At 70.5% G+C, this 22,831-nt stretch carries 18 protein-coding genes and 1 pseudogene; 7 read left to right on the plus strand and 12 right to left on the minus strand.

Annotation, left to right across the window (positions count from 1 at the left end):
- Positions 1-147 precede the first annotated feature (147 nt).
- The gene (locus ACQPZW_RS41390; protein ID WP_433791502.1) at positions 148-1,608 is read left to right on the plus strand and encodes a glycosyltransferase family 39 protein; all 1,461 of its coding nucleotides are present in this window, start codon (positions 148-150) and stop codon (positions 1,606-1,608) included.
- Here the strand turns inward: ACQPZW_RS41390 and ACQPZW_RS41395 are convergent.
- The gene (locus tag ACQPZW_RS41395; RefSeq protein WP_433791503.1) at positions 1,599-2,264 is read right to left on the minus strand and encodes a 4'-phosphopantetheinyl transferase family protein; all 666 of its coding nucleotides are present in this window, start codon (positions 2,262-2,264) and stop codon (positions 1,599-1,601) included. The genes ACQPZW_RS41390 and ACQPZW_RS41395 overlap by 10 nt on opposite strands.
- A gap of 203 nt (positions 2,265-2,467) precedes the next feature.
- Between ACQPZW_RS41395 and glgP the strand changes: the two genes are divergently transcribed.
- Both glgP and ACQPZW_RS41405 read left to right on the plus strand, forming a co-directional pair.
- Positions 2,468-4,906 (plus strand): glycogen/starch/alpha-glucan family phosphorylase, encoded by a 2,439-nt coding sequence (glgP, locus tag ACQPZW_RS41400; protein WP_433791504.1) that lies wholly within the window; start codon positions 2,468-2,470, stop codon positions 4,904-4,906.
- Between the two features lie 95 nt (positions 4,907-5,001).
- Complete coding sequence (locus tag ACQPZW_RS41405; RefSeq protein ID WP_433791505.1) at positions 5,002-5,625, plus strand: AAA family ATPase; 624 nt, start codon at positions 5,002-5,004, stop codon at positions 5,623-5,625.
- A gap of 106 nt (positions 5,626-5,731) precedes the next feature.
- Here the strand turns inward: ACQPZW_RS41405 and ACQPZW_RS41410 are convergent, their stop codons facing one another.
- A complete protein-coding gene (locus ACQPZW_RS41410) occupies positions 5,732-6,502 on the minus strand; it encodes a TSUP family transporter (protein ID WP_433791506.1) in 771 nt (256 codons plus the stop codon).
- A 119-nt stretch (positions 6,503-6,621) separates the two neighbouring features.
- On the opposite strand from ACQPZW_RS41410, the gene ACQPZW_RS41415 reads away from it, so the two are divergent.
- Both ACQPZW_RS41415 and ACQPZW_RS41420 read left to right on the plus strand, forming a co-directional pair.
- Complete coding sequence (locus ACQPZW_RS41415; RefSeq protein ID WP_433791507.1) at positions 6,622-7,122, plus strand: SigE family RNA polymerase sigma factor; 501 nt, start codon at positions 6,622-6,624, stop codon at positions 7,120-7,122.
- Positions 7,119-7,967: a hypothetical protein gene (locus tag ACQPZW_RS41420; protein ID WP_433791508.1), complete on the plus strand. Its 849-nt coding sequence runs from the start codon at positions 7,119-7,121 to the stop codon at positions 7,965-7,967. Before ACQPZW_RS41415 ends, ACQPZW_RS41420 begins: the two co-directional genes overlap by 4 nt.
- A gap of 7 nt (positions 7,968-7,974) precedes the next feature.
- Here ACQPZW_RS41420 and ACQPZW_RS41425 read toward each other — a convergent pair whose 3' ends face one another.
- From ACQPZW_RS41425 to ACQPZW_RS41455, 7 genes are all read right to left on the minus strand, one after another.
- The gene (locus ACQPZW_RS41425) at positions 7,975-9,558 is read right to left on the minus strand and encodes a ricin-type beta-trefoil lectin domain protein (RefSeq protein ID WP_433791509.1); all 1,584 of its coding nucleotides are present in this window, start codon (positions 9,556-9,558) and stop codon (positions 7,975-7,977) included.
- Complete coding sequence (locus tag ACQPZW_RS41430) at positions 9,555-10,151, minus strand: prepilin-type N-terminal cleavage/methylation domain-containing protein (protein WP_433791510.1); 597 nt, start codon at positions 10,149-10,151, stop codon at positions 9,555-9,557. Before ACQPZW_RS41430 ends, ACQPZW_RS41425 begins: the two co-directional genes overlap by 4 nt.
- Entirely contained in the window at positions 10,151-11,311 is a 1,161-nt protein-coding gene (locus ACQPZW_RS41435; protein ID WP_433791511.1) for an Ig domain-containing protein, read from the minus strand. Before ACQPZW_RS41435 ends, ACQPZW_RS41430 begins: the two co-directional genes overlap by 1 nt.
- Before the next feature lie 5 nt (positions 11,312-11,316).
- Complete coding sequence (locus ACQPZW_RS41440; RefSeq protein WP_433791512.1) at positions 11,317-12,843, minus strand: hypothetical protein; 1,527 nt, start codon at positions 12,841-12,843, stop codon at positions 11,317-11,319.
- Positions 12,840-13,493: a PulJ/GspJ family protein gene (locus ACQPZW_RS41445; RefSeq protein WP_433791513.1), complete on the minus strand. Its 654-nt coding sequence runs from the start codon at positions 13,491-13,493 to the stop codon at positions 12,840-12,842. Before ACQPZW_RS41445 ends, ACQPZW_RS41440 begins: the two co-directional genes overlap by 4 nt.
- Positions 13,493-15,187, minus strand: coding sequence for a putative Ig domain-containing protein (locus tag ACQPZW_RS41450; protein ID WP_433791514.1), 1,695 nt, complete (start codon positions 15,185-15,187; stop codon positions 13,493-13,495). Before ACQPZW_RS41450 ends, ACQPZW_RS41445 begins: the two co-directional genes overlap by 1 nt.
- A 76-nt stretch (positions 15,188-15,263) precedes the next feature.
- Positions 15,264-16,262 carry a polyprenyl synthetase family protein gene (locus ACQPZW_RS41455; RefSeq protein ID WP_433791515.1) on the minus strand — a complete coding sequence of 333 codons (999 nt, stop codon included), beginning with the start codon at positions 16,260-16,262 and terminating at the stop codon, positions 15,264-15,266.
- A gap of 65 nt (positions 16,263-16,327) precedes the next feature.
- On the opposite strand from ACQPZW_RS41455, the gene ACQPZW_RS41460 reads away from it, so the two are divergent.
- A complete protein-coding gene (locus ACQPZW_RS41460; protein ID WP_433791516.1) occupies positions 16,328-17,494 on the plus strand; it encodes an acyl-CoA dehydrogenase family protein in 1,167 nt (388 codons plus the stop codon).
- 130 nt (positions 17,495-17,624) lie between these two features.
- On the opposite strand, the gene ACQPZW_RS41465 is transcribed toward ACQPZW_RS41460, so the two are convergent.
- From ACQPZW_RS41465 to ACQPZW_RS41475, 3 genes are read right to left on the minus strand one after another with little or no spacing between them, the layout of a single operon-like run.
- Positions 17,625-19,238: a substrate-binding domain-containing protein gene (locus ACQPZW_RS41465; RefSeq protein WP_433791517.1), complete on the minus strand. Its 1,614-nt coding sequence runs from the start codon at positions 19,236-19,238 to the stop codon at positions 17,625-17,627.
- The gene (locus tag ACQPZW_RS41470; protein WP_433791518.1) at positions 19,235-20,308 is read right to left on the minus strand and encodes a hypothetical protein; all 1,074 of its coding nucleotides are present in this window, start codon (positions 20,306-20,308) and stop codon (positions 19,235-19,237) included. Before ACQPZW_RS41470 ends, ACQPZW_RS41465 begins: the two co-directional genes overlap by 4 nt.
- Positions 20,305-21,360: a serine/threonine-protein kinase gene (locus tag ACQPZW_RS41475; protein WP_433791519.1), complete on the minus strand. Its 1,056-nt coding sequence runs from the start codon at positions 21,358-21,360 to the stop codon at positions 20,305-20,307. The genes ACQPZW_RS41470 and ACQPZW_RS41475 overlap by 4 nt, the downstream gene beginning before the upstream one ends.
- A gap of 182 nt (positions 21,361-21,542) precedes the next feature.
- On the opposite strand from ACQPZW_RS41475, the pseudogene ACQPZW_RS41480 reads away from it, so the two are divergent.
- Positions 21,543-22,831, plus strand: a pseudogene (locus ACQPZW_RS41480) (VWA domain-containing protein).

The raw sequence follows: 22,831 nt of genomic DNA on the forward strand, positions 1-22,831 counted from the left end.
GCTCGGACGCGACGGGCGGGGATGACGGGGTGTGCCGCGAGTGTGGAACGTGCGGGCTGGTCCATTTGACATTGGCGGCCGGTGGACGCGGACCCGTACGGTGGGACCGTGGTCGATGCGCTCAGTGATACCGCAGATACACAGCGTATGGAGTCAGCTCGTAGCCCGTACGCCTGGTGGCCGGCCGGCCTGATCGCGTCCGCCGCCGCGCTACTGCTTCTGATCAGCGCCGGAGGGTATGGCTACCACCGCGACGAGCTGTATTTCCGGCTCCTCGGCGAACACCCGCAGTGGGGCTACGCCGATCAGCCGCCGTTCACGCCGATGCTGGTCCGGCTCGGTATCGAGGCGTTCGGCGACACCCTGTGGGCGATCCGGGTGCCGGCCGCCGTGCTGCTCGGGCTCACCGCGCTGGTGGCCGCCGCGATCGCTCGCGAGACCGGCGGCGGGACAGCCGCCCAGTCGCTGGCCGCGGCCGGGGTGTTCGGCGTGTTCCCGCTGTCGTCGGCGCACGTCACCTCCACCTCCACACCGGACCTGCTGGTCTGGACGGGCGTGCTGTACTTCGTGGTCCGGGCGCTGCTCTGGCACCGCCCGGGGGCCTGGATCGCCGCCGGGGTCGTGGCCGGGCTCGGGCTGTGGAACAAGCATCTGGTGCTGTTGCTGCTGCTCTGCCTGGCCGTGGCGCTGCTGCTCGCCGGGCCCCGGGCGGCGCTGCGGTCCCGGCATCTGTGGATCGGTGTGGCGGCGGCCGCGGTGTTCGGCGCGCCGAACCTGATCTACCAGGTGATGAACGGGTTCCCGCAGATGGAGATGGCGGCGGCGATCGCGGAGAACAAGGGCGGCGAGTCCCGGGTGATGCTGCTGCCGCTCCAGTTCGCCCTTCTGGCGCTGCCTCCGGTGTGGATCGCGGGGCTGGTCGTCCTGGCGCGCGACGCACGGCTCCGGCGATTGCGGGCGCTCGCGGTGGCGTACCCGCTGATGATCGTCGTGGTTCTGGTGACCGCCGGTCAGCCGTATTACACGGCCGGGTTGCTGCTCGGGCTCCATGCCGTCGGCGCCGTCGCGGTGGCACGCTGGGCCGGCGGGCGGCGTGCACGTCAGGCGCTGGTCGCCGGCGCGCTGCTGGTCACGTCGGCGGCCGCGGTGGTCACGTCGCTGCCGGTGATCCCGGAGAAGGACCTGGCCGGATCGCTGCCGGCCGAGCTGAACCCGACGATCGCCGAGCAGGTCGGCTGGCGGCAGTACGTGTGGCAGATCGGCACGGTGTGGGCCGGGCTGTCGGAGGCCGACCAGCGGCGATCGGTGCTGTTCACCGGCAACTACGGCGAGGCCGGAGCGCTCGACAGGTACGGCCCGTCACTGCGGTTGCCGCCGGTCTACAGCGGACACAACGCGCTGCACGAGTTCGGGCCGCCGCCGGACTCGAAGCGGATCGTGATCGCGGTGCTGGACACGCCACCCGAAGGGCTCGGCACCTGCACACCGAAGGCGACCCTGCACAACACGCCCGGCGTGGAGAACGAGGAGGTCGGCGTACGGGTCCACGTGTGCCGGATGGACCGGCCGTGGTCGCTGGTCTGGCCGTCCCTGCAGCACTACGACTGACCGTCGCCCCCGGTCGGGTGATCGGTGACCGTCACCGCGGCCGCGACCAGGCCGTTGGCGACCAGCCATCGGCCGTGCAGGGCGGGCCAGGGCGACTCCACGTGGATCCGGGCGGCGAACGTGCCCCGCGCCCGGTCGATGGTCAGGCTCGCGTCCTCGAAGCCGAGCCACCGGCGGGTCACCGGGAACCACGCCTTGTAGACGGCCTCCTTCGCGGAGAACAGCAACCGGTCCCAGTGCACCGACGGGTCCTGCACGGCGAGCTCGGCCAGGTGGTCCAGGTCGGCGGGGGTGGCCGCGACCGGCAGCACCCGGGCGGGCAGAGGGGCGTGCGGCTCGGCATCGATGCCCAGGCTCGCCACGTCCGCGGCGCGGGCCACGGCGGCGGCCCGGTAGCCCGCGCAGTGGGTGATGCTGCCCGCCACGCCGGCCGGCCAGATCGGCTCGCGGCGCGGCCCCGGACGGATCGGCGCCGGCGCGAACCCGAGCCGGGACAGGGCCTCCCGGGCGCATCGTCGGGCCGTCACGAACTCCCGGCGGCGGCTCTCGACCGCGTTCGCGATCAGGTCCTCCTCGCCGGGGAAGCACGGCTCCGCCGGGTCGTCGCCGAACGCCTCGACGGTTATCACGGAGGACGGCAGCAGATGCTCGAGCACACGAAAGTGTCCCACCCCCACCGCGCGGCCCGCTCGCTGCCGTCGATGACGTTCGCCACCGTCACGGGGCCCGGCCGGCACTCTCCCAGCGGCGCACGCGTACCGGAATCCGGAGATCCACCGGCGCTTCGGCCGATAGGGGATGATCGGACCGTTAGCCCGAAGAGGGGTGTTCTGAAACCTCCGGAGGGCACAATGGCGGCATGGATCTTCGACAGGGCATCGGGCTACGCAAACTGGGCAAGACAGCCGATGAGTTCCAGCAAGACCTGTTGAGCAACCTCTATTACCGGCGCGGCACCACCGTGGAGTCGGCGAGCGCGCACGACGCGTACGAGGCACTCGCCCTGACCGTGCGTGACCATCTCGCCGAGCGGCGGGCCCGGACCGCCGCGGCGCAGTTCGCCGGCAATCCCCGGTGGGTCTACTACCTCTCCGCGGAGTATCTGCTCGGTGCGCAGCTAGAGCAGAACCTGCTCTACTCCGGCACCGGCGCGCTCGCCCCGGAGGCGGTCAAGGCGCTCGGCTTCGGCCTGGAGGACCTCGAGGACCTGGACGTCGAGCCGGGCCTGGGCAACGGCGGCCTGGGCCGGCTCGCGGCCTGCCTGGTCGACTCGCTCGCCACCCGCGACATCCCGGCCGTCGGCTACGGCATCCGTTACGACCTGGGCATCTTCCGCCAGGTCATCACCGAGAACGGGCAGACCGAGCTTCCCGACGACTGGGCGTTCCAGGGCAACCCGTGGGAGTTCCCGGCGCCCGACGACCGGCAGACGGTCGGCTTCTACGGGCACACCGAGCCGGTCCCCGGCTCGTCCACCCGCAAGGTCTGGGTGCCGGGCGAGATCGTGCTCGGCGAGCCCAGCCACATGCTGGTCCCCGGTTACGGCACCGAGACGGTCAACTTCATCCGGTTGTGGAGCGCCAAGGCCAGTGAGGCCTCGTTCGACCTGAGCCGCTTCTCCGCCGGGCAGTATGCGGAGGCCGTACAGGAGGCGGTCCGCGCCGAGAACATCAGCAAGGTGCTCTACCCCGACGACAGCACCGAGCTGGGCCGGGAGCTGCGGCTCAAGCAGCAGTACTTTCTGGTCTCGTGCTCGCTGCGGGACATCGTGCGCCGGTTCCGGCTGCGTAACGAGGGCTGGGACGAGTTCGCCGACAAGACGGTCATCCAGCTCAACGACACCCACCCGACGATCGCGATCCCCGAGCTGATGCGGCTGCTCGTCGACGAGTACGAGATGGAGTGGGAGCGGGCCTGGGAGATCACCCGGCGGACGTTCGCGTACACCTGTCACACCCTGCTGCCGGAGGCCCTGGAGACGTGGCCGGTCCGGATGTTCGAGAAGCTGCTCCCCCGGCACCTGGAGATCATCTACCTGATCAACATGCTGTTCCTGCGCGAGGTGGAGGCCCGGTTCCCCGGCGACCACGACCGCCTGCGCCGGATGTCGATCATTCAGGAGGAGCCGGAGCGGCGGGTACGGATGGCGCACCTCGCCGTCGTCGGCACCGAGGCCGTCAACGGGGTCGCCGAGCTGCACTCGAAACTGTTGCGGGAGACCGTGCTGGACGACTTCGCCGACCTGTGGCCGGCCAAGTTCCAGAACGTGACGAACGGCGTCTCGCCCCGCCGGTTCGTCAAGCTCGCCAACCCGCGGCTGTCGGACCTGATCACCGAGGGCCTCGGCGACGACGGCTGGCTGCGTGACCTGGATAAACTCGCCGGCCTGGAGCGGCTCGCCGACGACTCCTCGTTCCGCGACCGCTGGCAGGCGATCAAGCGGGCCAACAAGGTGGACCTGGCCGCCGGGGATCCCGACTCGCTCACCGACGTGATGATCAAACGGTTCCACGAGTACAAGCGGCAGCAGCTCAAGGTGCTCCACGTCATCTCGCTGTACCAGCGGATCCGGCAGAACCCGGCGGCCGACTGGGTGCCGCGTACGGTGCTGTTCGCCGGCAAGGCCGCGCCCGCCTACCACGCGGCGAAGGACATCATCCGTCTCATCGCCACGCTCGCGGCCCGCATCGAGGCGGATCCGGTCGTCGCGCCGTACCTCAAGGTCGTCTTCCCCTCCAACTACAACGTCACCCTCGCCGAGCGGATCATCCCGGCCGCCGACCTGTCCGAGCAGATCTCGCTGGCCGGCAAGGAGGCCTCCGGCACCGGCAACATGAAGCTGGCCCTCAACGGCGCGATCACCATCGGCACCCTGGACGGCGCCAACATCGAGATCCGTGCCCGGGTCGGCGAGGACAACTTCTTCCTCTTCGGCATGGACGCCTACGAGGCCGCGCAGGCCCGGATCAACGGCTACCACCCGCGGGACTTCTACGACCGTGACGAGGAGTTGCGTGCCGCGATCGACACCCTCACCTCGGGCGTCTTCGGCGATGCCGGCCGGCGGGTGGCGAGCAGCCTCCTGGACTGGGACGAGTATCTGACGCTCGCCGACTACCGCTCCTACGTGGAGTCCCAGGAACAGGTGGAGAAGACCTGGCGTGACCCGGTCCGGTGGACGAGGATGTCCATTCTCAACACCGCGCACAGCGGCTTCTTCAGCTCGGACCGCACGGTCGCCGACTACGCGGCCCGAATCTGGCGGGTGACCCCGGTGCCGGTCCCCCGGGAGGACTGACCCTGTTCATCAGAGCGATCCGGCTCGACGGCCCGCCGCGTGCCGGATACCCGTTCGACCTCCCGGCCGTCCGCGCGCTCGCGGACGGCCGGGAGTTGCGTCTGCCCACACCCGTCACGCTGCTCTCCGGCGACAACGGCAGCGGCAAGTCCACCCTGATCGAGGCGATCGCGGTGGCCGCCGGCTTCAACCCCGAGGGCGGGACGACGTCGTTCAACTTCGCGACCCGGGCGATCGAGTCGAGCCTCGGCGGCAGTCTCACCCTGGTCCGCACGCCCGGGCGCAAGCCGCGTACCGGGTTCTTCCTGCGGGCCGAGTCGTATTACAACGTGGCCACCGAGATCGAGCGGCTCGGTGTCACCGGCTCCTACGGCGGCGTCTCCCCGCATCAGCGGTCACACGGCGAGTCGTTCCTCGATCTGGCCGCGCACCGGTTCGGTCCGGGCGGCCTCTACCTCCTCGACGAGCCGGAGGCGGCGCTGTCGGTGAACGGGTGCCTGGCCCTGCTGCTGCGGATCGCCGACCTGGTGGAGGCCGGCAGCCAGTTCCTGATCGCCACGCACTCGCCGATTCTGCTGGCCTCGCCGGGCGCGACGATCCTGGAGATCACTCCGGAAGGCCCGGTCCGCGAGGTCTCGTACGACCAGGCCGAGCCGGTCGCCATGACCCGGGCGTTCCTCGCCGATCCGGGCCGCTTCCTCAAGCACCTGTCCCTATAGCACCCACCCGGACCGGGCGGCCCCGGCGCTGCCGTTCGTGCCCGGCACCGGGGTCGCCGGCCGGGTAGTCGCGGTCGCAACGCCTCCCGGCAGGCGCCCTGATTCCCTAGACGGCCTGGACCAGGTAGACGACGGCCAGCGCCACGGCCAGGGCGCCGAGCAGGAACCGCAGCGCCGCCTCGGGGATGCGCCGCTGCATCCGGGCGCCCAGGTAACCGCCGATCAGGCCGCCGGCGCCGCAGAGCAGGCCCAGCGTCCAGTGCGGGGCGATCTCGGCGGTGCCGGTGGTGAGGGCGATCAGGCCGTACGTGCCGGCGCCGGCCACGGACGTCACGAAGGTGGACGCCAGAGCCGCCGGGGCGACGGTCGCCATCGGGATGCCGCTGCCGGCCAGGATCGGCCCGAGCAGGGAGCCTCCGCCGATGCCGTAGATCCCGCCGATCGTGCCGACGCCCAGGCCGAGCCACACGACCGGCAGGTCACGCGTCCTCCGGGTGACCCGGGCCGGGCGTACCGCGCGCAGGCACAGCCACAGGCCCAGGGGCAGCAGCACCGCCGCCACGACGACCCGGAACACGCGCGGGCCGGGCAGCGCGAACACCCGCAGGAACGCGCCGAGCACCACGCCGGGCAGGGTGCCGGCGATCAGCAGCCGGGTCAGCGACCGGTCGAACCCGCCCTGCCGCAGGTAGCGCAGCAGCGCCCCGGGACCGGCCACCACGTTGTAGAGCAGGTTGGTCGGGGTGACCGCCGGGTTGGGCACGTGCAGCACGCTGAGCTGGACCGGCAGCAGGAAGACCGCGCCGGAGACACCGACCGGCGCGGTCACGATCGAGAGGAGGAAACCGGCCAGGAACCCGGCAATCCCTATTTCCATGATCGAGAAAGTAGCCTACGGCGCTGATATCCGCGTCTCACCGGCCGAACAGCCCTTGCCCCGGACCCGGCGTGATCTCTACCGTCGTTCGGTCTGACGGGAACGAGGAGGTGTGCCGGTTGCGTGACGATGACTTCCACGCGTATTTCGAGCGGCATCATGCCTCGCTGTCGCGTCTGGCGTATCTGATGACCGGCGAGTCCGGGGTCGCCGACGACCTGGCCGCCGACGCGCTGACCGAGATCTGGCGGCACTGGGACCGGGTGAACGCGGCCGACGACCCGGTCGCCTACGGTCATGGCATCGTGATGAACCTGGCCCGCAACTGGGTGCGCCGCCGCAGCCGGGAGCGCCTGCTGTCCTTCGAGGCGCTGCGCCGCGGCCGCGACACCGACGTGCCGGCCGTCCTCGACGTCCGTGGCGCGCTGCGCCGGCTCCCGCATCGCCGGCGCGCCTGCGTGGTCCTGCGCTATGCCTTCGACCTGCCGGAACGTGAGGTCGCCGCGATGCTCGGCATCTCCGTCGGCGCGGTGAAGAGCTCCACCTCTCGCGGCGCGAAGCAGCTTGCCGAACTATTGGGTGACCACGTCCGCATCGACGGCTGGGAGGCGGCCCGGTGAGGCACTCCGACGATCAGATCCGGGCGGCGCTGCGGGCCGAGGCCTCGGCGCACCACCCCGACCGTGACGCCATGCTGGACCGGATCACCAGGGCCGCGATGCACGACGGTTCCGGCCGTCGCCGTGCCGTTCTGCCCGAGGGCCGGCGTGGCCCGCGGGTCCGGCTGGCCGCCGTGGTGGCCGCCGTCGTGACGGTCTTCGGTGGCGGCGGTGTCGGCACGTGGGCGCTGGCCGGCTCCGGTGACCGGGAGGAGGCCGCTCCAGCGCCGTCGATCGCCCCGGCGACGACCACGGCCGCCCCGGTCGTCACCGACCCGGTGAGCATCGAGCCGTCCACGCCCGCGGCCACCACCGCTCCGGCCGGGCCGCCCACCAGCCGTCCCACCCCGGACCGGACCGGCTCGGCCCCCTCGCCGTCGCTCACCAGGGGGCAGCCGGGATTCACCCGAGTCAGCCAGGGACCGCTCTGGTCGGACGGGTCGATCGATCCGGGCAGCGGCGACACGCAGGGCGCGAGCGTCGTCACCTTGAAGACCACCGAGGAGCTGACCGCTCTGGAGGTGGTGATCCGGGTGGCCCGTACCGACGGGCTGGTGTCCCGTGGGGGGACGAAGCAGACGCCCGGCGGCAGCGTGAGCACGACGGTCACCGAGGAGGCGGGTGCCCTCCTCTACCGGTTCACGCTCTCGTCGGCCGACACGCTGGGCCCGGGGACGTACACGTTCACCGCGAAGTACACGCACCCCTCAGGGGGCCGCAACGCCGGTGGTGACACCTACGAGGCGGTCGCCACCACAGCCACCGCCTCGCCGGCCGTCTACGGCAACTTCTTCCCGACCCGCTGACCGGCTCTCATTTCGTCTCCTTGACGTCCTTGAGATCCAGCGCGGCGATGACGTTCTGGTCGGCGTTCCACTTCTGCAGGGTGGAGCCGTCGCACGCGGCCACGTAGATCTTGCTGATCTTGTACGTGGTCGGCTGGTAGTAGTCGGGCACCTCGGACTTCGGGTTACGGGGCTGCAGGCAGTACTTCCCCGTGCCGTCGACGATCTGGTAGCTGGTGGAGTACCTGTTCGTCTCGCCGTACACGGTCCACTGCTGGCTGGTCGTGCCGGTGCAGAGCATGGCCTGCACGTACTGGTACAGGTCGGGCGACGACGGGCTGGTGAGGCAGTAGAGGACGCCGCCGGTGGTGGTCGTGATCGTCCCGGTGGCGTGGTTGCCGGCGGTTCCCGCCTTCGACGAGTCGGCGGCGGGGAGACCGTACCGCTGATTCCATTCGACGTTGGCCGGGTTGGGGTTCTGCTTGCACGGCCACGCGATCATGTGACCGAAACCGACGTTCTTCTCGGTGACGTCCAGGCACCGGCCGAACTGGTTGTAGTTGACCAGCTGGCCGACCGCCTGCCCGGCCGGGGAGGCCGCCATGCCGGCGCCGACCGCGGCATCCGGTGACCAGCGGCGGGCGTTGACCGTGCTGGTGTTGCAGGCCGACGAGTTGACGAGCAGCAGGAGCCTGCTGTCGGCCGTCCCGTCGAACTGCCGGTAGAAGCAGGACCCGTCGGTGTTGGAGCCGGCGGTCAGCTCCGATCCGACGAACTCGGCCGAGCCGTTGAAGCTCCACTGCTGCCGGTACAACGACGGCTTGGTGCCCTGGCACGGCTCGACGGTGACGAGGTTGTCGGTGACGTGGGTGGTGCCGGCCTGCAGGCACATGCCGAGCGGCCGGGACGGCTTCTGCGAGGCGACCAGCACGATCTGCAGGCTGTCGGTGTACGCCCACGTCTGCGCGACCGCGCCGGGGCTGCACAGCTGCATGGTGACCGGGGTGCCGCCGTTCGGGTCGCCGGAGCCCGCGTCGATGCAGTGGTCCTTGACGCCGGCACTGGTCCGGTACGCGTGGATGAGACCGCCGTAGATGTTGGCGTTCGTGGTGTGCAGCACGTAGGTGCCGCTCAGGGTGCGTGTCAGGGTGCGGCCGGCGGTGACGGCCTTGCCGACCGCCGTGAACCGGGCGTACGCCGGCACGTACTGCGGGCCGTTGACGGTGACACAGGAGATCGCGTTGCCGGCGAGCCAGTCGGCGGCCTGCCCCTGCGGATCGGTGCGGTAGTAGGCGACCGACACCGTGTAGGACGACGCGTTCCCGGCCCCCACGGTGCCGGTGAGCGGTGCGCACGGCAGCCGGGACCGGTCGCCCTCCTCCTCACCGGTGGCGGCGTTGGCCTTGACGGCGCCGCGGACCTGGGCGAGCCCGACGTCGAGCCCGGCCTGCGCGGCGTGCAGCGCCAGCACCCGGCGGGCGCTGAGGTTGGAGTCGCTGATCGAGTTGACCACCATGGAGGTGAGCAGTCCGCCCAGGCTGACGCCGACGAGCGTGATCAGCACGGCGATCGGGAGCGACCCGTCGTCCCCCCGGCGGCGCAACCACCTCATGAGCTGACTCCCCTGGCCTCGGTGCAGGTGTCCGAGTTGTCCTCGGCGGTCGCGTTGAGCGCGGTGAAGGTGATGTCGGTGACCCGGCCGGCCGCGGACTCCCCGGAGCCGACCCTCGAGGTGAAGGAGACCCGAAGCCGCTGGTAGCGGAACCCGTCGAGGGCGTTGACATCGACCGGGACGACCTGGAACGGCTTCTCCGACGAGGCCGGGGACGCCAGCGTGGTCCAGCCGGTGAGCGACAATGCGCCGGCTTTCTTGGGCCACTGCCGGCGCTGCAGCTCGCCGGTCGGCGTGTGCAGCCGCATCTGCACGCAGGTGTCCACGTCGTCGAGGTTGACCAGATACTCGACGTAGTGGTCACCGTCGATCACGGCGGGGTCGCTGACGCTCCGGGCGTACCGGATCTCCCCGTCCATGATCCGGAATGCCGCGGTGATCTGCGTCTGCGCCTCGATCTCGGCGTCGGTCGAGTTGTACGACCGGTAGATCTGCACGACGGCGGCGGTGGTCACCGCGGTGACCACCCCCATCAGCGTCGTCGCGACGATCAGCTCGGCGAGGGTGTATCCGTCGTCGTCGCGCCGCCTCATCACGCCGCCTTCCAGGTGAAGGTCTTCGAGCCCGCCTGCCGATGGCCGTCGGTGACGGTGATCGTGGAGGTCCAGGAGCCGGCCGTGGACGGGGTGCCGGAGACGATGCCGGTGGCCGCGGCCATGGTGAGGCCGGGCGGCAGGCCGGTCGCCGACCAGACGAGCGTCGGTGATCCACCGGTCGCGGCGAACGTCTTCGTGTACGCGACCCCGACGGTGATCGCCAGCGTGCCGGTGTTGCCGGTGCTTACCACCGGCAACGCCTTGATCTGCCAGCTCCAGGCGACGTAGTCCTGCTGGTCGTAGACGTCGCTGACGACGACCCGGGTGGCGTACGTGCCGGCCGTGGTGGGCGTGCCGCTGACCGCGCCGGTCGACGGGCTGATCGACATGCCGGGCGGCAGGTTCAGCGCCGACCAGGTACGGCTCCCTTCGCCCCCGGTGGCCGCGAAGGTGAGAGTGACCGGCAGCGTGACGTCGTCGTAGACGACGCTGTCCATCTCGGTGGTGAGGTCGAGCGCGCCCGCGTCGGTGTTGGTGTTGAAGACCGGCTCCCCGGTCTTGCTGCCCATCAGGGACGAGCTGACGTACGAGCAGGTGTCGCCTTCACAGAGCCGACCCGGCCAGGTCACCGCGACGACGACCCGGTAGAACGGGATGACGGCGCTCTTACCGGCGTTCGCGGCGGCGGCCGCGGCGACGCACTCGGAGCCGGTGGCGCTCGGCCGCACGCAGGTGCCGATGTAGAAGTGCTGCCGGTAGGTGAGCCCGTTGAGGGTCTGCTCCAGGGGCGTGGTCGGCAGCTTCGCGGTCGCACCGGCCCCGTCGGCCGCCTCGCCGTCGTAGGCGATGTCGGTGACGGCGCCGTCCAGCATGCCGCTGACCGCGTCGAGCGGGGCGGCCCACTGCTCGGTGACACTCTTCCGGTCGCGGCCGGTGAGGACGGCCGCGACCCTCAGCGCGTGCACACGTTCCATGGCGTCGTCGGCGAGCTGGATCGCGATCTGCCGGTCCCCGTGCAGGTGGGCGATCCGGCTCGATCCGACGAACAACGCGGTCAGTGACGCTGTCACGACCATGACGATCATGATCGCCACCACCGTCTCCACCAGGGTGAAGCCCGGGTCCCGGCCCTCCATGGCCGGAGACGGTCGAGCCATGGCCGTCAGTCCTCCTTGACGTCGTAGATCGGCGTCGCCTCGCCGAGGTTGGCCGGGGCGTTCCACTTCTGCAGCTCGGAGCTGCTGCAGACGGCCACCTTGACCTTGCTGGTGCCGTCCGAGTGGGTGTCCTTGACAGCGGCGGCCAGGTCGGTCGGCTGGAGGCAGTAGCCCTTGTTGTCGAGCATCCGGTAGCTGGTCGCGTAGTTGCCGGTGTTGTGGACGACGGTCCAGCCGAAGGCGCTGGTGTCCTCCTTCGCGGCATAGGCCGTCGCGTAGTTGGTGGCGCACTTCTCGACCGTCACGTAGGCGTTGGTGGCGGTGTCGAGCGGCGACTTCATGCAGTACTTGGTGCCGTTCTGGGTGACGACGACCGGGCCCTTCTTGGAGATCTCCTTCTTGGTGGCGTCCGGGACCGGGTGCTCCCAGATCTGGTTCCAGTCGACGACGCCGGTCGGGGCCTGCTTGCAGAACCAGGCGATCATGTACGTCGAGGTGGTGCTCTGGTTGGTGACGTCGAGGCAGCGGCTGAACTGGGCGAAGTTGACCAGCTGGTTGGTCTTGTCACCGGCCATGCCGGCGCCGATCCGCGGGTCCGACCGCCAGACGTTCAGGCTGTTGCTGGCGGTGCAGGTGCCGAGGACCAGGGTGGTGCCCGGGGTGTTGGCGGTCTTCAGGTTGATGCACAGGTTCTCGATGGCCTGGCTGGCGCTGGTCGAGTGGAACCGGCTGTTGCCGTCGAGGCTCCACTGGTAGGTACCGGTCGGGTTGCTGGTGCTCGGGCAGCGCTGGAGGGTGACGGCACCACCCGAGACGTGGGGGACGGCGGAGAACAGGCAGACGCCGTCCTCGGCCGTCGTGCCGTCGGCCAGCACGGTCCCCTCCGAGTTGATCAGCTTGAGGTACAGCTTCTCGGTGTAGGCGAACTGCTGGGTGCTGTTGCCGTTGCACTTCTGCATGACGACCGACGCGCCGAGTGTCACCTTCGTCGACTTGACGTCCATGCAGAGCGGGTTGTCGGAGGGCGAGGCGACCCAGATCGATCCACCGGGGATGTTGTTGTTCGTCGTGGAGAACTTGTAGGTGGCCGACACCGACCGGGTGCCCGCCGAGCCGGCGCCCACGGATGTCACCTTGGCAGTCGTGGGAAGCTCGACCAGCGGGCAGTCCAGTTCCTTCCCGTTCTGGTCGTAGTAGGTGACCTTCACCTCGTAGGGAAGTGACTCGCCGGTGCCTTCGATCCCGGCGTCGCCCTTGAAGTCGCAGGGCGGCATGTCCTCCAGCCGGCCGTCGATGGAGCCGCTCGCGGTGGTCTCGGAGGCGGCCCGGACCCGCGCCATCACCGTGTTCAGGCCGACCTGGGCGCCGTTCATGGACGCACTGCGGTCCTGGAGGGTCCGGGTGGACGTGACCTGCCGGACCACGAGCGGCAACATCGCCACCGAGAGGACCAGCCCCATGGTGGTCACCATGATCGCCATCGGCAGTGATCCCCGCTCGTCGCGGGCGCACCGCATCATTCTTGCTCTCACGGGGTTACTCCCTTACTGCAATCGTCGAACTGGCTTTCAATGGTTTCCGCCCCGGCGTTCTGGGCGGTGAAGGTGGCGTCGAAGGGCAGGGTGACGGTGCCGGCCTGAACGTTGAAGTACAGCCGGACCTGATAGAAGACGGGCTGGTAGTCGGCGCCCATGCCGGTCGGGGCGCTCGGTGGGACGCCCGCCTTGTTCCGGGTGAACGGATGGGAGCCGGCGATCGGCTTGATGTTCGACGCCAGCGCCATCGGCGCGTCCTTGACGGTGGTGTCCCGCGCCCAGGTGACCAGGGACAGGTCGCCCGCGGGGGTCAGCTTGAGCGCCCGGCAGCCCTTCTGGGTGGCGAACCGGATGGTCCAGGTGCCGCCGGCGTCCACGTTCTCCGGGCCGATCCAGCTGGCGTAGCGGATCTCCTTGTCCATCCGGCGGAAGCTGTTGTCGAGCTGGTCACGGACCTCGGCGGTGTTGTCGATCCGCTTGGTGCCCGAGTAGATCTCGGTCACCGCGCTGACGGTCAGCAGCGTCACGACCGACAGGATCGTCATGGACATCACGATCTCGGCGAGCGTGAATCCCCTGTCGTCGCCACCGGCCAGTCGGGTGCGAATCCGCTGCCACATTCCGGTCGCCTTCCTCGTCGCGGGCATCAGGTGATCGTCCAGTTCAGAGTCAGCACGGCGGTCTGCGTGACCGCCAGCAGCTTTCCGGTGGCGACGACCTTGACCTGGTAGGTCCCGCTGGTCGTCGGCGTGCCGATGATCGCGTCCTTCCCGTTGTTCCACTTCAGGCCCGGCGGCAGGCCGGTCACGTCGTAGCTGAGGCCGCTCAGCGTGAGCAACTGGCCGTTCGTGGCGAGCGTCAGGTTCGGGATGGCGGTGCCGACCTTGCCCGTCTGGTCCGCGCCGACCAGGGCCGGCGACGTGAAGTTGAGGACCACCGTCGAGTTCACGACGAGCTCGAAGGAGCCGGCGGCCGTTCCGCCGCGCCCGTCGGTCACGGTGATGGTCGGCAGGTATCGGCCGGCCACCTTGGCCGCCCCGGTCAGGGCTCCGGTCGTGGCGTTCACGGTCACCCCGTCCGGCAGGCCGGTGGCGGTGTACTTGAACTTCGCGTCACCGTTCGCCGCGACCGCGGAGGCGTTGACCGCCGTGTTGTAGTTGACCTGCAGAGCGGGCGGCACGGTGATGGTCGGCGGCTTGTAGGCCGTCACGGTCAGGTTGAAGGTGACCTCGGCGGACTTGCCCTTGGCGTCCTCGACCTTGACGGTGATCGGGTAGGTCCCGGCCGTGGTGATCGTGCCGGTGATGACACCGGTGGTGCGGTCGATGGTCAGCGCGTCATCCATGCTGACCTCGCTGAAGACACGCTTGGGCATACCGTTGGCGGCCGTCACGGTCAGGCTGACCGGGTCGCCGGCGATACTGGTCAGCACGGTCGGCGCGCTGATCGTGGGCGGCGTCACCGCGTGCCACACGACCGTGCCGGAGTCCGAGCGCTTGAGCGAGTCGGTGACCGTCACCGTGGTCGACGTGTCGCCGACGACCGTGGGCACGCCGGTGACCAGCCCGGTCTTCGGGTCGATGGTGAGCCAGGACGGCTTCGTCGCCCCCCACGACCACACGTTGGGCTGCTGGCCGTGGTCGACGTCGAGCCGGTTCGTCGTCTGGCTGTTGACGTAGAACCACATGTCGGTGGTGATCAGGTCCGGCACACCGGCCTTGGAGTCGAACGTCGGCTCGGTCTCCGAGGCGACCAGGGTCGAGGCGATGTAGCTGCAGTTGTCACCGGAGCAGCTCTTCCCGGTCCAGGTGACCAGCACGACGACCCGGAAGTACTTGAGGATCTCGGCAGCGTTGTCCGGCGGCGTGCCGGCGGCCGGGTCCACGCAGTCGTCGTTGCGCATGTAGTAGATCTCGCAGCGACCGACGAAGATGTCGCGCTGGAACTGCATGGTGCCGGCCGTGATCGTCTGGGTGGCGGTGGACAGCGCCGCGGTGTCACCCGCGGCGGAGGCGGTGTTGGTGATCTCCGGGTCCGAGGCGATCTGCATGCTGCCCAGGTAACGCTTCATCTTGCCGCGGTAGTCGCCGGACAGCGCCTTGTCCCACTGGCTCTTGGCCTTCGCCGGACCGCGCCCGGCGAGCAGCGAACTGCCCTTGAGCCCGCGAACCTGCTCGATCGTGCTAGACGCCAGCTGGACCGCTTGACGCTGGTCGCGCTGGTGAGAGACGGCGAGGCTGCCGTTGAGGAAGAACGACCCCATCCCAGCCATCCCGACGCTCAGAACGGCCAGCGCCACGAGCAGCTCGACGAGCGTGAAACCGTCGTCCTCGCTTCGCATCTCTCTCCCCAACTGTGCTTCTCCTAGAGAATTGGCACAGCGCTCATCGGCTCGAGGCCGGGAGAGTGAAGAGAAATCAGCCGGTGCGATCCGCGATGTAGTCGCAGAGCTGCTCCAGCGCCTGCCGGGCGGGACCGGCGGGCAGCGTGCCGGCGCTGCGGCGGGCCGCCCCGGCATAGCCGTGGACGGTCTCCCGCGCCTGCTTCAGGGCGGCCGACTCGCGGAGCAGGCCGAGCGCCTCGGCGTGCTCCCCATCGTCCGTGAGGGGGCCCTTCGACAGAAGTTCTCGCAGCCGGGGGCTGCCGGACGAGGGATCGGACAACGCGTACAGCATCGGCAGGGTGGGCACGCCCTCGCGCAGATCGGTGCCGGGCGTCTTGCCGGACTGCGCGGTCTCCGAGGCGATGTCGAGCAGGTCGTCGGAGAGCTGGAAGGCGATGCCGATCGCGGTGCCGTACTCGGCGAGCGTCCGCACGTGGTGGGCGGGCAGACCGGAGAAGAGGCCACCGAACCGGGCCGACGTGGCGATCAGCGAGGCGGTCTTGTCCTCGACGACCCGCAGGTGATGCCGGATCGGGTCGGCGCCGCGCGGGCCGACGGTCTCCGCGAGCTGCCCGCGGACCAGCTGGGCGAGGGTGCTCGCCTGCAGCCGAACCGCCTCCTCGCCCAGGCCCGCCGCCATCTGCGCGGCCCGGGCCAGCAGGAAGTCGCCCACGTAGACGGCGATCCGGTTGCTCCACCGGGAGTTCGCGCTGGCCGCGCCCCGCCGCAGCGGCGCCTCGTCCATCACGTCGTCGTGGTAGAGGGTGGCCAGGTGGGTCAGCTCCATCAGCACGGCGGCGGTCAGCAGCTCGGGCCGGGACGCGTCGCCCAGCTGCGCGCAGAGCGAGACGGTCAGCGGGCGGAACCGTTTGCCCCCGGCGCGTACCAGATGTGCGGCAGCCTCGTCGATCAGCGGGTCCGGGCTGGTCACCGAGACCAGCAGCTCCGTCTCCACTCCCGTCAGGAACGCCGCGACCCGGTCGCGGACGTCCGGATCGACGAGGTCGCTGAGTCCAGGTATCGAGGCCGCCATGATCAAGAGGCTAGATCACCCCTCTGGGAGAACGCTGACGAGCCCGGCGGTGCAGAATCGACCCCATGACCGTCACCGATCCGCTCGCCCTGCTCGACTTCGACAGCCTGCTCAGCGACGAGGAGCGGCAGATCCGCGAGACGGTGGCGCGGTTCGTGACCGAGCACGTGCGCCCACACGTGGCCGACTGGTTCGAGGAGGGCACGTTCCCCCGCGAGCTCGCGCCCGAGCTGGGCAAGCTGGGCGTCCTGGGCATGCACCTGGACGGCTACGGCTGCGCCGGGACGAGCGCGGTGGCGTACGGTCTGGCCTGCCTGGAGCTGGAGGCCGGCGACTCGGGCCTGCGCAGTTTCGTCTCGGTGCAGGGCTCGCTGGCGATGTTCTCGATCTGGCGGTATGGGTCGGAGGAGCAGAAGCAGGAGTGGCTCCCGTGGATGGCGGCCGGTGAGGCGATCGGGTGCTTCGGTCTCACCGAGCCCGACTTCGGCAGCGATCCGGCGAACATGCGCACCCGGGCGGTTCGCGACGGCGACGACTGGGTCCTCAACGGCTCGAAGATGTGGATCACCAACGGCAGCATCGCCGACGTGGCGACCGTCTGGGCCCGTACCGAAGAGGGGATCCGGGGTTTCCTCGTCCCCAGGGGCACACCCGGCTTCACCACGCGGACGATCAAGAAGAAGCTGTCGCTGCGTGCCTCGATCACCGGCGAGCTGTCGCTGGACGACGTGCGGCTGCCCGCCTCGGCGCAGCTGCCGGAGGCACGCGGTCTCGGTGCGCCGCTGAGCTGCCTGAGCGAGGCCCGGTTCGGGATCGTCTTCGGCTCGGCCGGGGCGGCACTCGACTGTGTGCGCACCACGATCGACTACGCCAACGAGCGCGTCCAGTTCGGCAGGCCGATCGCCGCCTTCCAGTTGACCCAGCAGAAACTGGCGGACATGGCGGTCGGCCTGAACACGTCGGCGCTGCTCGCGCTACACCTGGGCCGGCTCAAGGACGCCGGCACGATCAAGCCGCACCAGATCAGCGTCGGCAAGCTCAACAACGTCCGGACGGCGCTGGCCATCGCCCGCGAGTGCCGCACGATCCTCGGCGGCAGCGGCATCACCCTGGAGTATTCTCCGCTGCGGCACGCCAACAACCTCGAATCGGTCCTCACCTACGAGGGCACCTCCGAGATCCACAGCCTGGTGATCGGCCAGGCGCTCACCGGCCACGCCGCATTCAAATGACCATTCGGTACGCGCCACCGCTCCCCGACCGCAACCACGCCGCCCCCTGACTCCCGCGCGGCGCAGGCGCCACTCCCGGCCGAATCGCGACCGCCGGGCCCATGCGGTCGTCGACGGATCCGGATCCGCGCTATTGGTATCCACGGATCTGGCAGAACGCCTTCGTCAGGTCGCCGCCCCGGGCATCCCACACCTCGCCGCCACTGGCGTCGGCGACCTGCCGCATCTGCGTCTCGGCGGCCTCCCCGAACAGCACCGGGAACACCGGCACCGGCTCGGCGTCCGCCGGGCGCTTCGTCAGGTGAGCGGTGAAGTCGGCCAGGGCCCGGCCCCGGTTGCTCTCGCCGTCGGTCATCAGCACGATGCTGGCGAACCTGTTCCGGTCGGCGGCGCCGTCCAACTCCCGGTAGGCGGCGAGCAGCGAGTCGTACACGGCGGTGTCCCCACCGGCGGACAGCCGGGCGACCGCGGCACGCATCCGGTCACGGGACGGCTGCGGGTCGGCGGCGTCCACGGTGTACCGCTGCGGGACCGAGGGCTTCGAGCTGAACGGGAGCAGGACCACCTCCTCGCGGCTGCGGAACCGGCAGGACTCCCCGGTCAGTGACGTGTTCATCCCGGTCAGCCCGGCGAGCGCCGTCCTCAGCCGGGCGATCCGGTCGCCCTTCATCGAGCCGGACACGTCCAGCACGTACACCGTCCGCGACGGCCGCCGCAGGCGGTCCTGGTAGGCGGTGAGCAGCGCGTCGATCGCCTCCCGGGTGTCCGGGAAGGACAGCTCCACCGGGGCGGCCGGCAGCTCGGCGGGCAGCGTGACCCCGGTGACGCCGGGCCGGCGCCAGGTGTCCCGCACGATCCGGTCCTGCACGGCCGCACCGCGCAGGTGGGCGGCGAGCCGCTCGTGGGCGTCCCGGGCCTCGGTGGGGGCGGACGTCATCAGGGTCAGCGGGTAGTCGGCACTGACCACGCCGTCACCCGGGCGGATCACGGTGAGCTGCTCGGACAGCTTTCCGGACCGGTTCAGGCCCAGCAGGGACGCCTCGTACGTGATCAGCCCGTCCACCGCCGGGCCCGGATCGGCCCCGCTCATCCGGCCGAGGAACGCGTCGGTGAGCCAGCCGGACGACCCGGCGGTGATCCGCTGGCCGCTGAAGAAGGCGGTGAGCGGCGCGGCGACCCGGTCGATCGCGGCCGCGTCCAGGGCCCGGCCGTCGCCGTCCAGCGCCGACGCGACCGCGACCAGCGCCGAGAACCCGGTGTTGGAGTCGGCCGGGTCGGTCATCGCGAAGGTGAACCGGCCCTCGCCCGCCGCCCCCGCCACGTCCTTCCAGGTCACCGGGCCGGTCCAGCCGAGCCGCTGTGCCGCGGAGGCACGGACGCCGAGCACCACCGGCGACGCCATGATCCGGGTGGCGTTGCCGAGCCGCCGTTTCGCCTCGGGCAACGTCTCCAGGTAGCGGTTCGAGGAGAACCACAGCGCGTCGTACCTCCCGTCGGCCCTGCCCGTGGCGACCGTCTCGGCGCCCTCCAGGCTGCCGACCAGATCCATCTTCACGGTGACGCCGGTGGCCTTCGCCGCCTCGTCGAGGATCGGCTGCATGTCGGCCAGCTCGCTGCCGGCGAGCACCCTCAGGACGATCCCGGGGCCGGATCGCACGGGGACCGGCGGAGGCTCCGGAGAGGGCGTGGTGGTGCAGCCGGCCAGCATGGTCACCGCGGTCACCGCGGCCACGAGGCGTCTCACTTCGGGCACTGGGCGGCCTTCCGCTGCTCGGCCAGGTGTCCGAGCAGCAACTCGAGCACCTGGTAGTCGGGCGGTTCGACGACCACCGGCGGGTTCGGGCGGTCGGCCAGGGTGCGGCCCTGCGGGCGGAATCCGTACTCGGCGGCGATGTCCTTGAGGGTCTCGTCGTCGCGCAGGAGCTTCCCCACGTCGCTGCCGGCCGGGGTGAGCGGCACCAGGGTGTGCCACGCGTAGACGGTCGGGTTCGGGAACAGCAGCACGTGGTCGCCGCCGGCCGGCACCTTCTGGCCGGAGACGGTGTCCAGGAACTGCGACTCGTAGACCAGGGCCATCGGGATCCGCTCGGCGCCGCCGGTCAGATACTCCTCGAAGAGCACGCCACTGGTGTTCGGCTTGGTGCCCTGGTCGAGCACGAGGCGGCACAGGTCGGGCAGGAGCTCCGGCAGCGTGTCGGCCCCGCTGACCGGCCGGTCGTCGTTGAGCACGGCCGACGCGATGGAGAGGAACATGATCGCCGAGTTGGAGTCGGCCGGGTCGGTGGTCCGCAGCATCACCACGTTGCCGTTGGGCGAGCCCGCGTTGATCTTCTTCCAGGTCGTGCCCCGCCCGGACATCTCGATCAGCTTCCGGATCGAGACCACCTCGCGGTCCTTCACCCTCTCCACCACGCCGGCCGACCGCAGCACGTCGACCGTCGGCTTCCAGGTGGCCACGCCCATCACCGAGGAGAACGGCTTGTACGACTCGGCGACCCCGCGCGTCTGCATGATCTTCTCGGCGGTCGGGGTGCTCGACGGGAACGCGAAATCGTACCCGGAGGCGACCCGGCTCACCATGTCGCGCGAACCGTCTCCGTCGATACGCAGCGTGAGCCCCGCACAGCGGAAGACGTCGGCCACCCGCGGATCCTCGAGATACGCCTCCTTCTCCGAGCCGACGATGCCGTTGACCTCGGTCTGCGCCGTGGCGCACTGCGCGGCGGCCACGCTCTCGCCCCGGCGGGTCACCTGCCAGACGACGACCAGGATGAGCAGCACCGCCATGACCACGGCGAGCAGGCGGAGTCTCATCCGATCGCTCCCCGGTCGATCAGGCGGGTGCCGTCGTCCGCCTCGCCGGTGGCGCCCGGCCGGACACCCCAGCCGAGGAAGGCGCCGGCGGCGGCGAGCGCGGGCAGCGCCCACAGCACCGAGGTCGCGTCGAGCAGGCCGGCCGAGGCGAGAACCGTCCCGGCCACCGCGCCGGCCACGCCACCACCGGCCGGCCAGACCACGTCCCGGGACAGCCGGGACGGCGCCGGGGCCACCGGGTTCAGCGCGGCCCATGCCTGCTCACCGAAGTCGGCGGCGCTCGCGTACCGCTGGTCGGGGTCTTTGGCCAGGCCCTTCTCCACCACCCGCCGCAGCTCCGCCGGGATGGACGGCGGCAGCGCCCGCGGCGGGTCGAAGAGGTGTGCCCGCAGCGGGAACGGCATGCCGGTGTCGCCGAACGGCAGCTTCCCGGTCAGCGCCTGGTAGAGGACCACGGCCAGCGAGTAGATGTCGGCCCGGTGGTCCGACCGGGTGCCGAGCAGGCGTTCCGGCGCGATGTAGGACGGCGTGCCGACGATCTGCCCACCCCGGGTGATCTCCGGGTCGGCCGTGTCGATCCGGTGCGCGATACCCCAGTCGAAGAGGTACGCGTGATCGTGCCCCTGCCGGTGCCCGCGCTCCAGCATGATGTTCGACGGTTTCACGTCACGGTGCCGCAGGCCCTTGGCGTGCGCGGCGGCCAGCGCCGACGCGATCTGCTGGACGATGTCGACGGCCCGTGCCGGGTTCAGCGGGGCGATGCGGATCTCCTCGGCCAGCGTGACGCCCCGGATCAGGCGCATCGCGATGTACGGCTGGGGCGTCGCCGCGAAGTCGTAGACGGCCACCACGTACGGGTTCTCGATCTCGGCGGCCAGGCGCATCTCGCGGAGGAAGCGTTCCCGCAGCTCGGGGTCGAGGAGGGCGGCCGAGGTGAGGAGCTTGAGCGCGACGGTACGGCCGGTGTGGCCGTCGAGGGCCTCCCACACCTCACCCATCCCGCCCTTTCCCAGCAGCGTGATCTTCTGATAGCGGCCGCTAACCTCGGGCATTTCCACTCCGGACGGCATTGAGGTGCTCGGGACCGGATCGTACGACCGCCTGACCCGTCAGAAATCCCCGCAAAGCCCCGCCAATGCTCGTGCCGGACCGAGCTGTTCATCACACGTTCATTCGCGGGTACGGGTCGCCCCGGGAGACCCGTACCCGGGAAGTATGTTTATGATCTTGCCGCGTGATCCACAAGAAACTGTCCATAGTGGCAGCAATAGGATTGATCGCGGTCGCCGTTCCCGGCGCCTCCCCCGCATACGCGGACGAGACCGTCGCCGAGCCTCCCGTGGTGGAGCTGGTCCTCGACGTCAGCGGCTCGATGAAGGCCGCCGACATCGACGGCGAGACCCGGATGACGGTGGCCAAACGCGCCTTCAACGAGGTCGTCGACGCCCTGCCGGAGACCACCCAGCTCGGCATCCGGGTGCTCGGCGCGACCTACGGCGGCGAGAACAAGAAGCAGGGCTGTAGGGACACCCAGCAGATCGTGGCGGTCGGCCAGGTCAACCGGGTCGCCGCCAAGAACGCCATCGCCACCCTGAAACCGACCGGCTTCACCCCGATCGGCCTGGCCCTGCGCGAGGCGGCGAAGGACCTCGACGGCGCCGGAGCGGCCCGCCGGATCGTCCTGATCACCGACGGCGAGGACACCTGCACCCCGCCCGACCCGTGCGACGTGGCCCGCGAGCTGGCCGCCCAGGGCACCGACCTGGTCGTCGACACGCTCGGCCTCGCCCCGGACGAGAAGACCCGCAAGCAGCTGGTCTGCATCTCCCAGGCGACCGGTGGCACCTACGCCGCGGCGCAGAGCGAGGAGGAGCTGACCGAACGGATCAAGCAACTCGTCGACCGCGCCGCGCTGCCGCCCCGGTCACGCCGGCCGTGGTAGCGGGTGCCGAGGACTGCGCCACCGCGCCGCTGCTGGCCGCCGGCGTCTACACCGACCGTGAGCTGATCGGCGAGCACCGGTTCTACCGGGTCTCGGTCCGGGACGGCGACGAGCTGCGGGCCTCGGTCAGCATCGCCCTGGACCGGCCGCTGAACCGCGACTACGGGGTGCTGATCAAGGCGGCCACCGTGGACGGTCGCGAGCTGGTCCGCGGTCTGGACGCGGGCAGCGGCCGCGCCGACGTCATCTCGGCCGGCCTGCGCTGGTCCGGTGACGAGGAGCCGGCGCTCTCCGCGACCTCCGACATCTGCCTGATCGTGAGCAACTCGTTCGCGGCGGCCGGAGCGGCGGCCGGAGGGTCGGCCGGAGCGGCGGCCGGAGGGTCGGCCACCGCGGCGGGGGCACCGGGCATGCCGGTCGAGCTGACCATCGGCCTGGTCGCCGCCTCCCAGGCTCCGGACGCCCCGGGCCTGGGCCGCGGTCTGCTGCTGCTGTTCGTGCTCGTGGTCGCCGGCCTGATCGCCGGAGTGCTGGCCGGCTGGCTGACCCGCTGGTGGGTCGCCAAGTGGAAGGAGAACTGA

This window comes from Actinoplanes sp. CA-252034 (assembly GCF_050956125.1).
GTDB lineage: Bacteria > Actinomycetota > Actinomycetes > Mycobacteriales > Micromonosporaceae > Actinoplanes.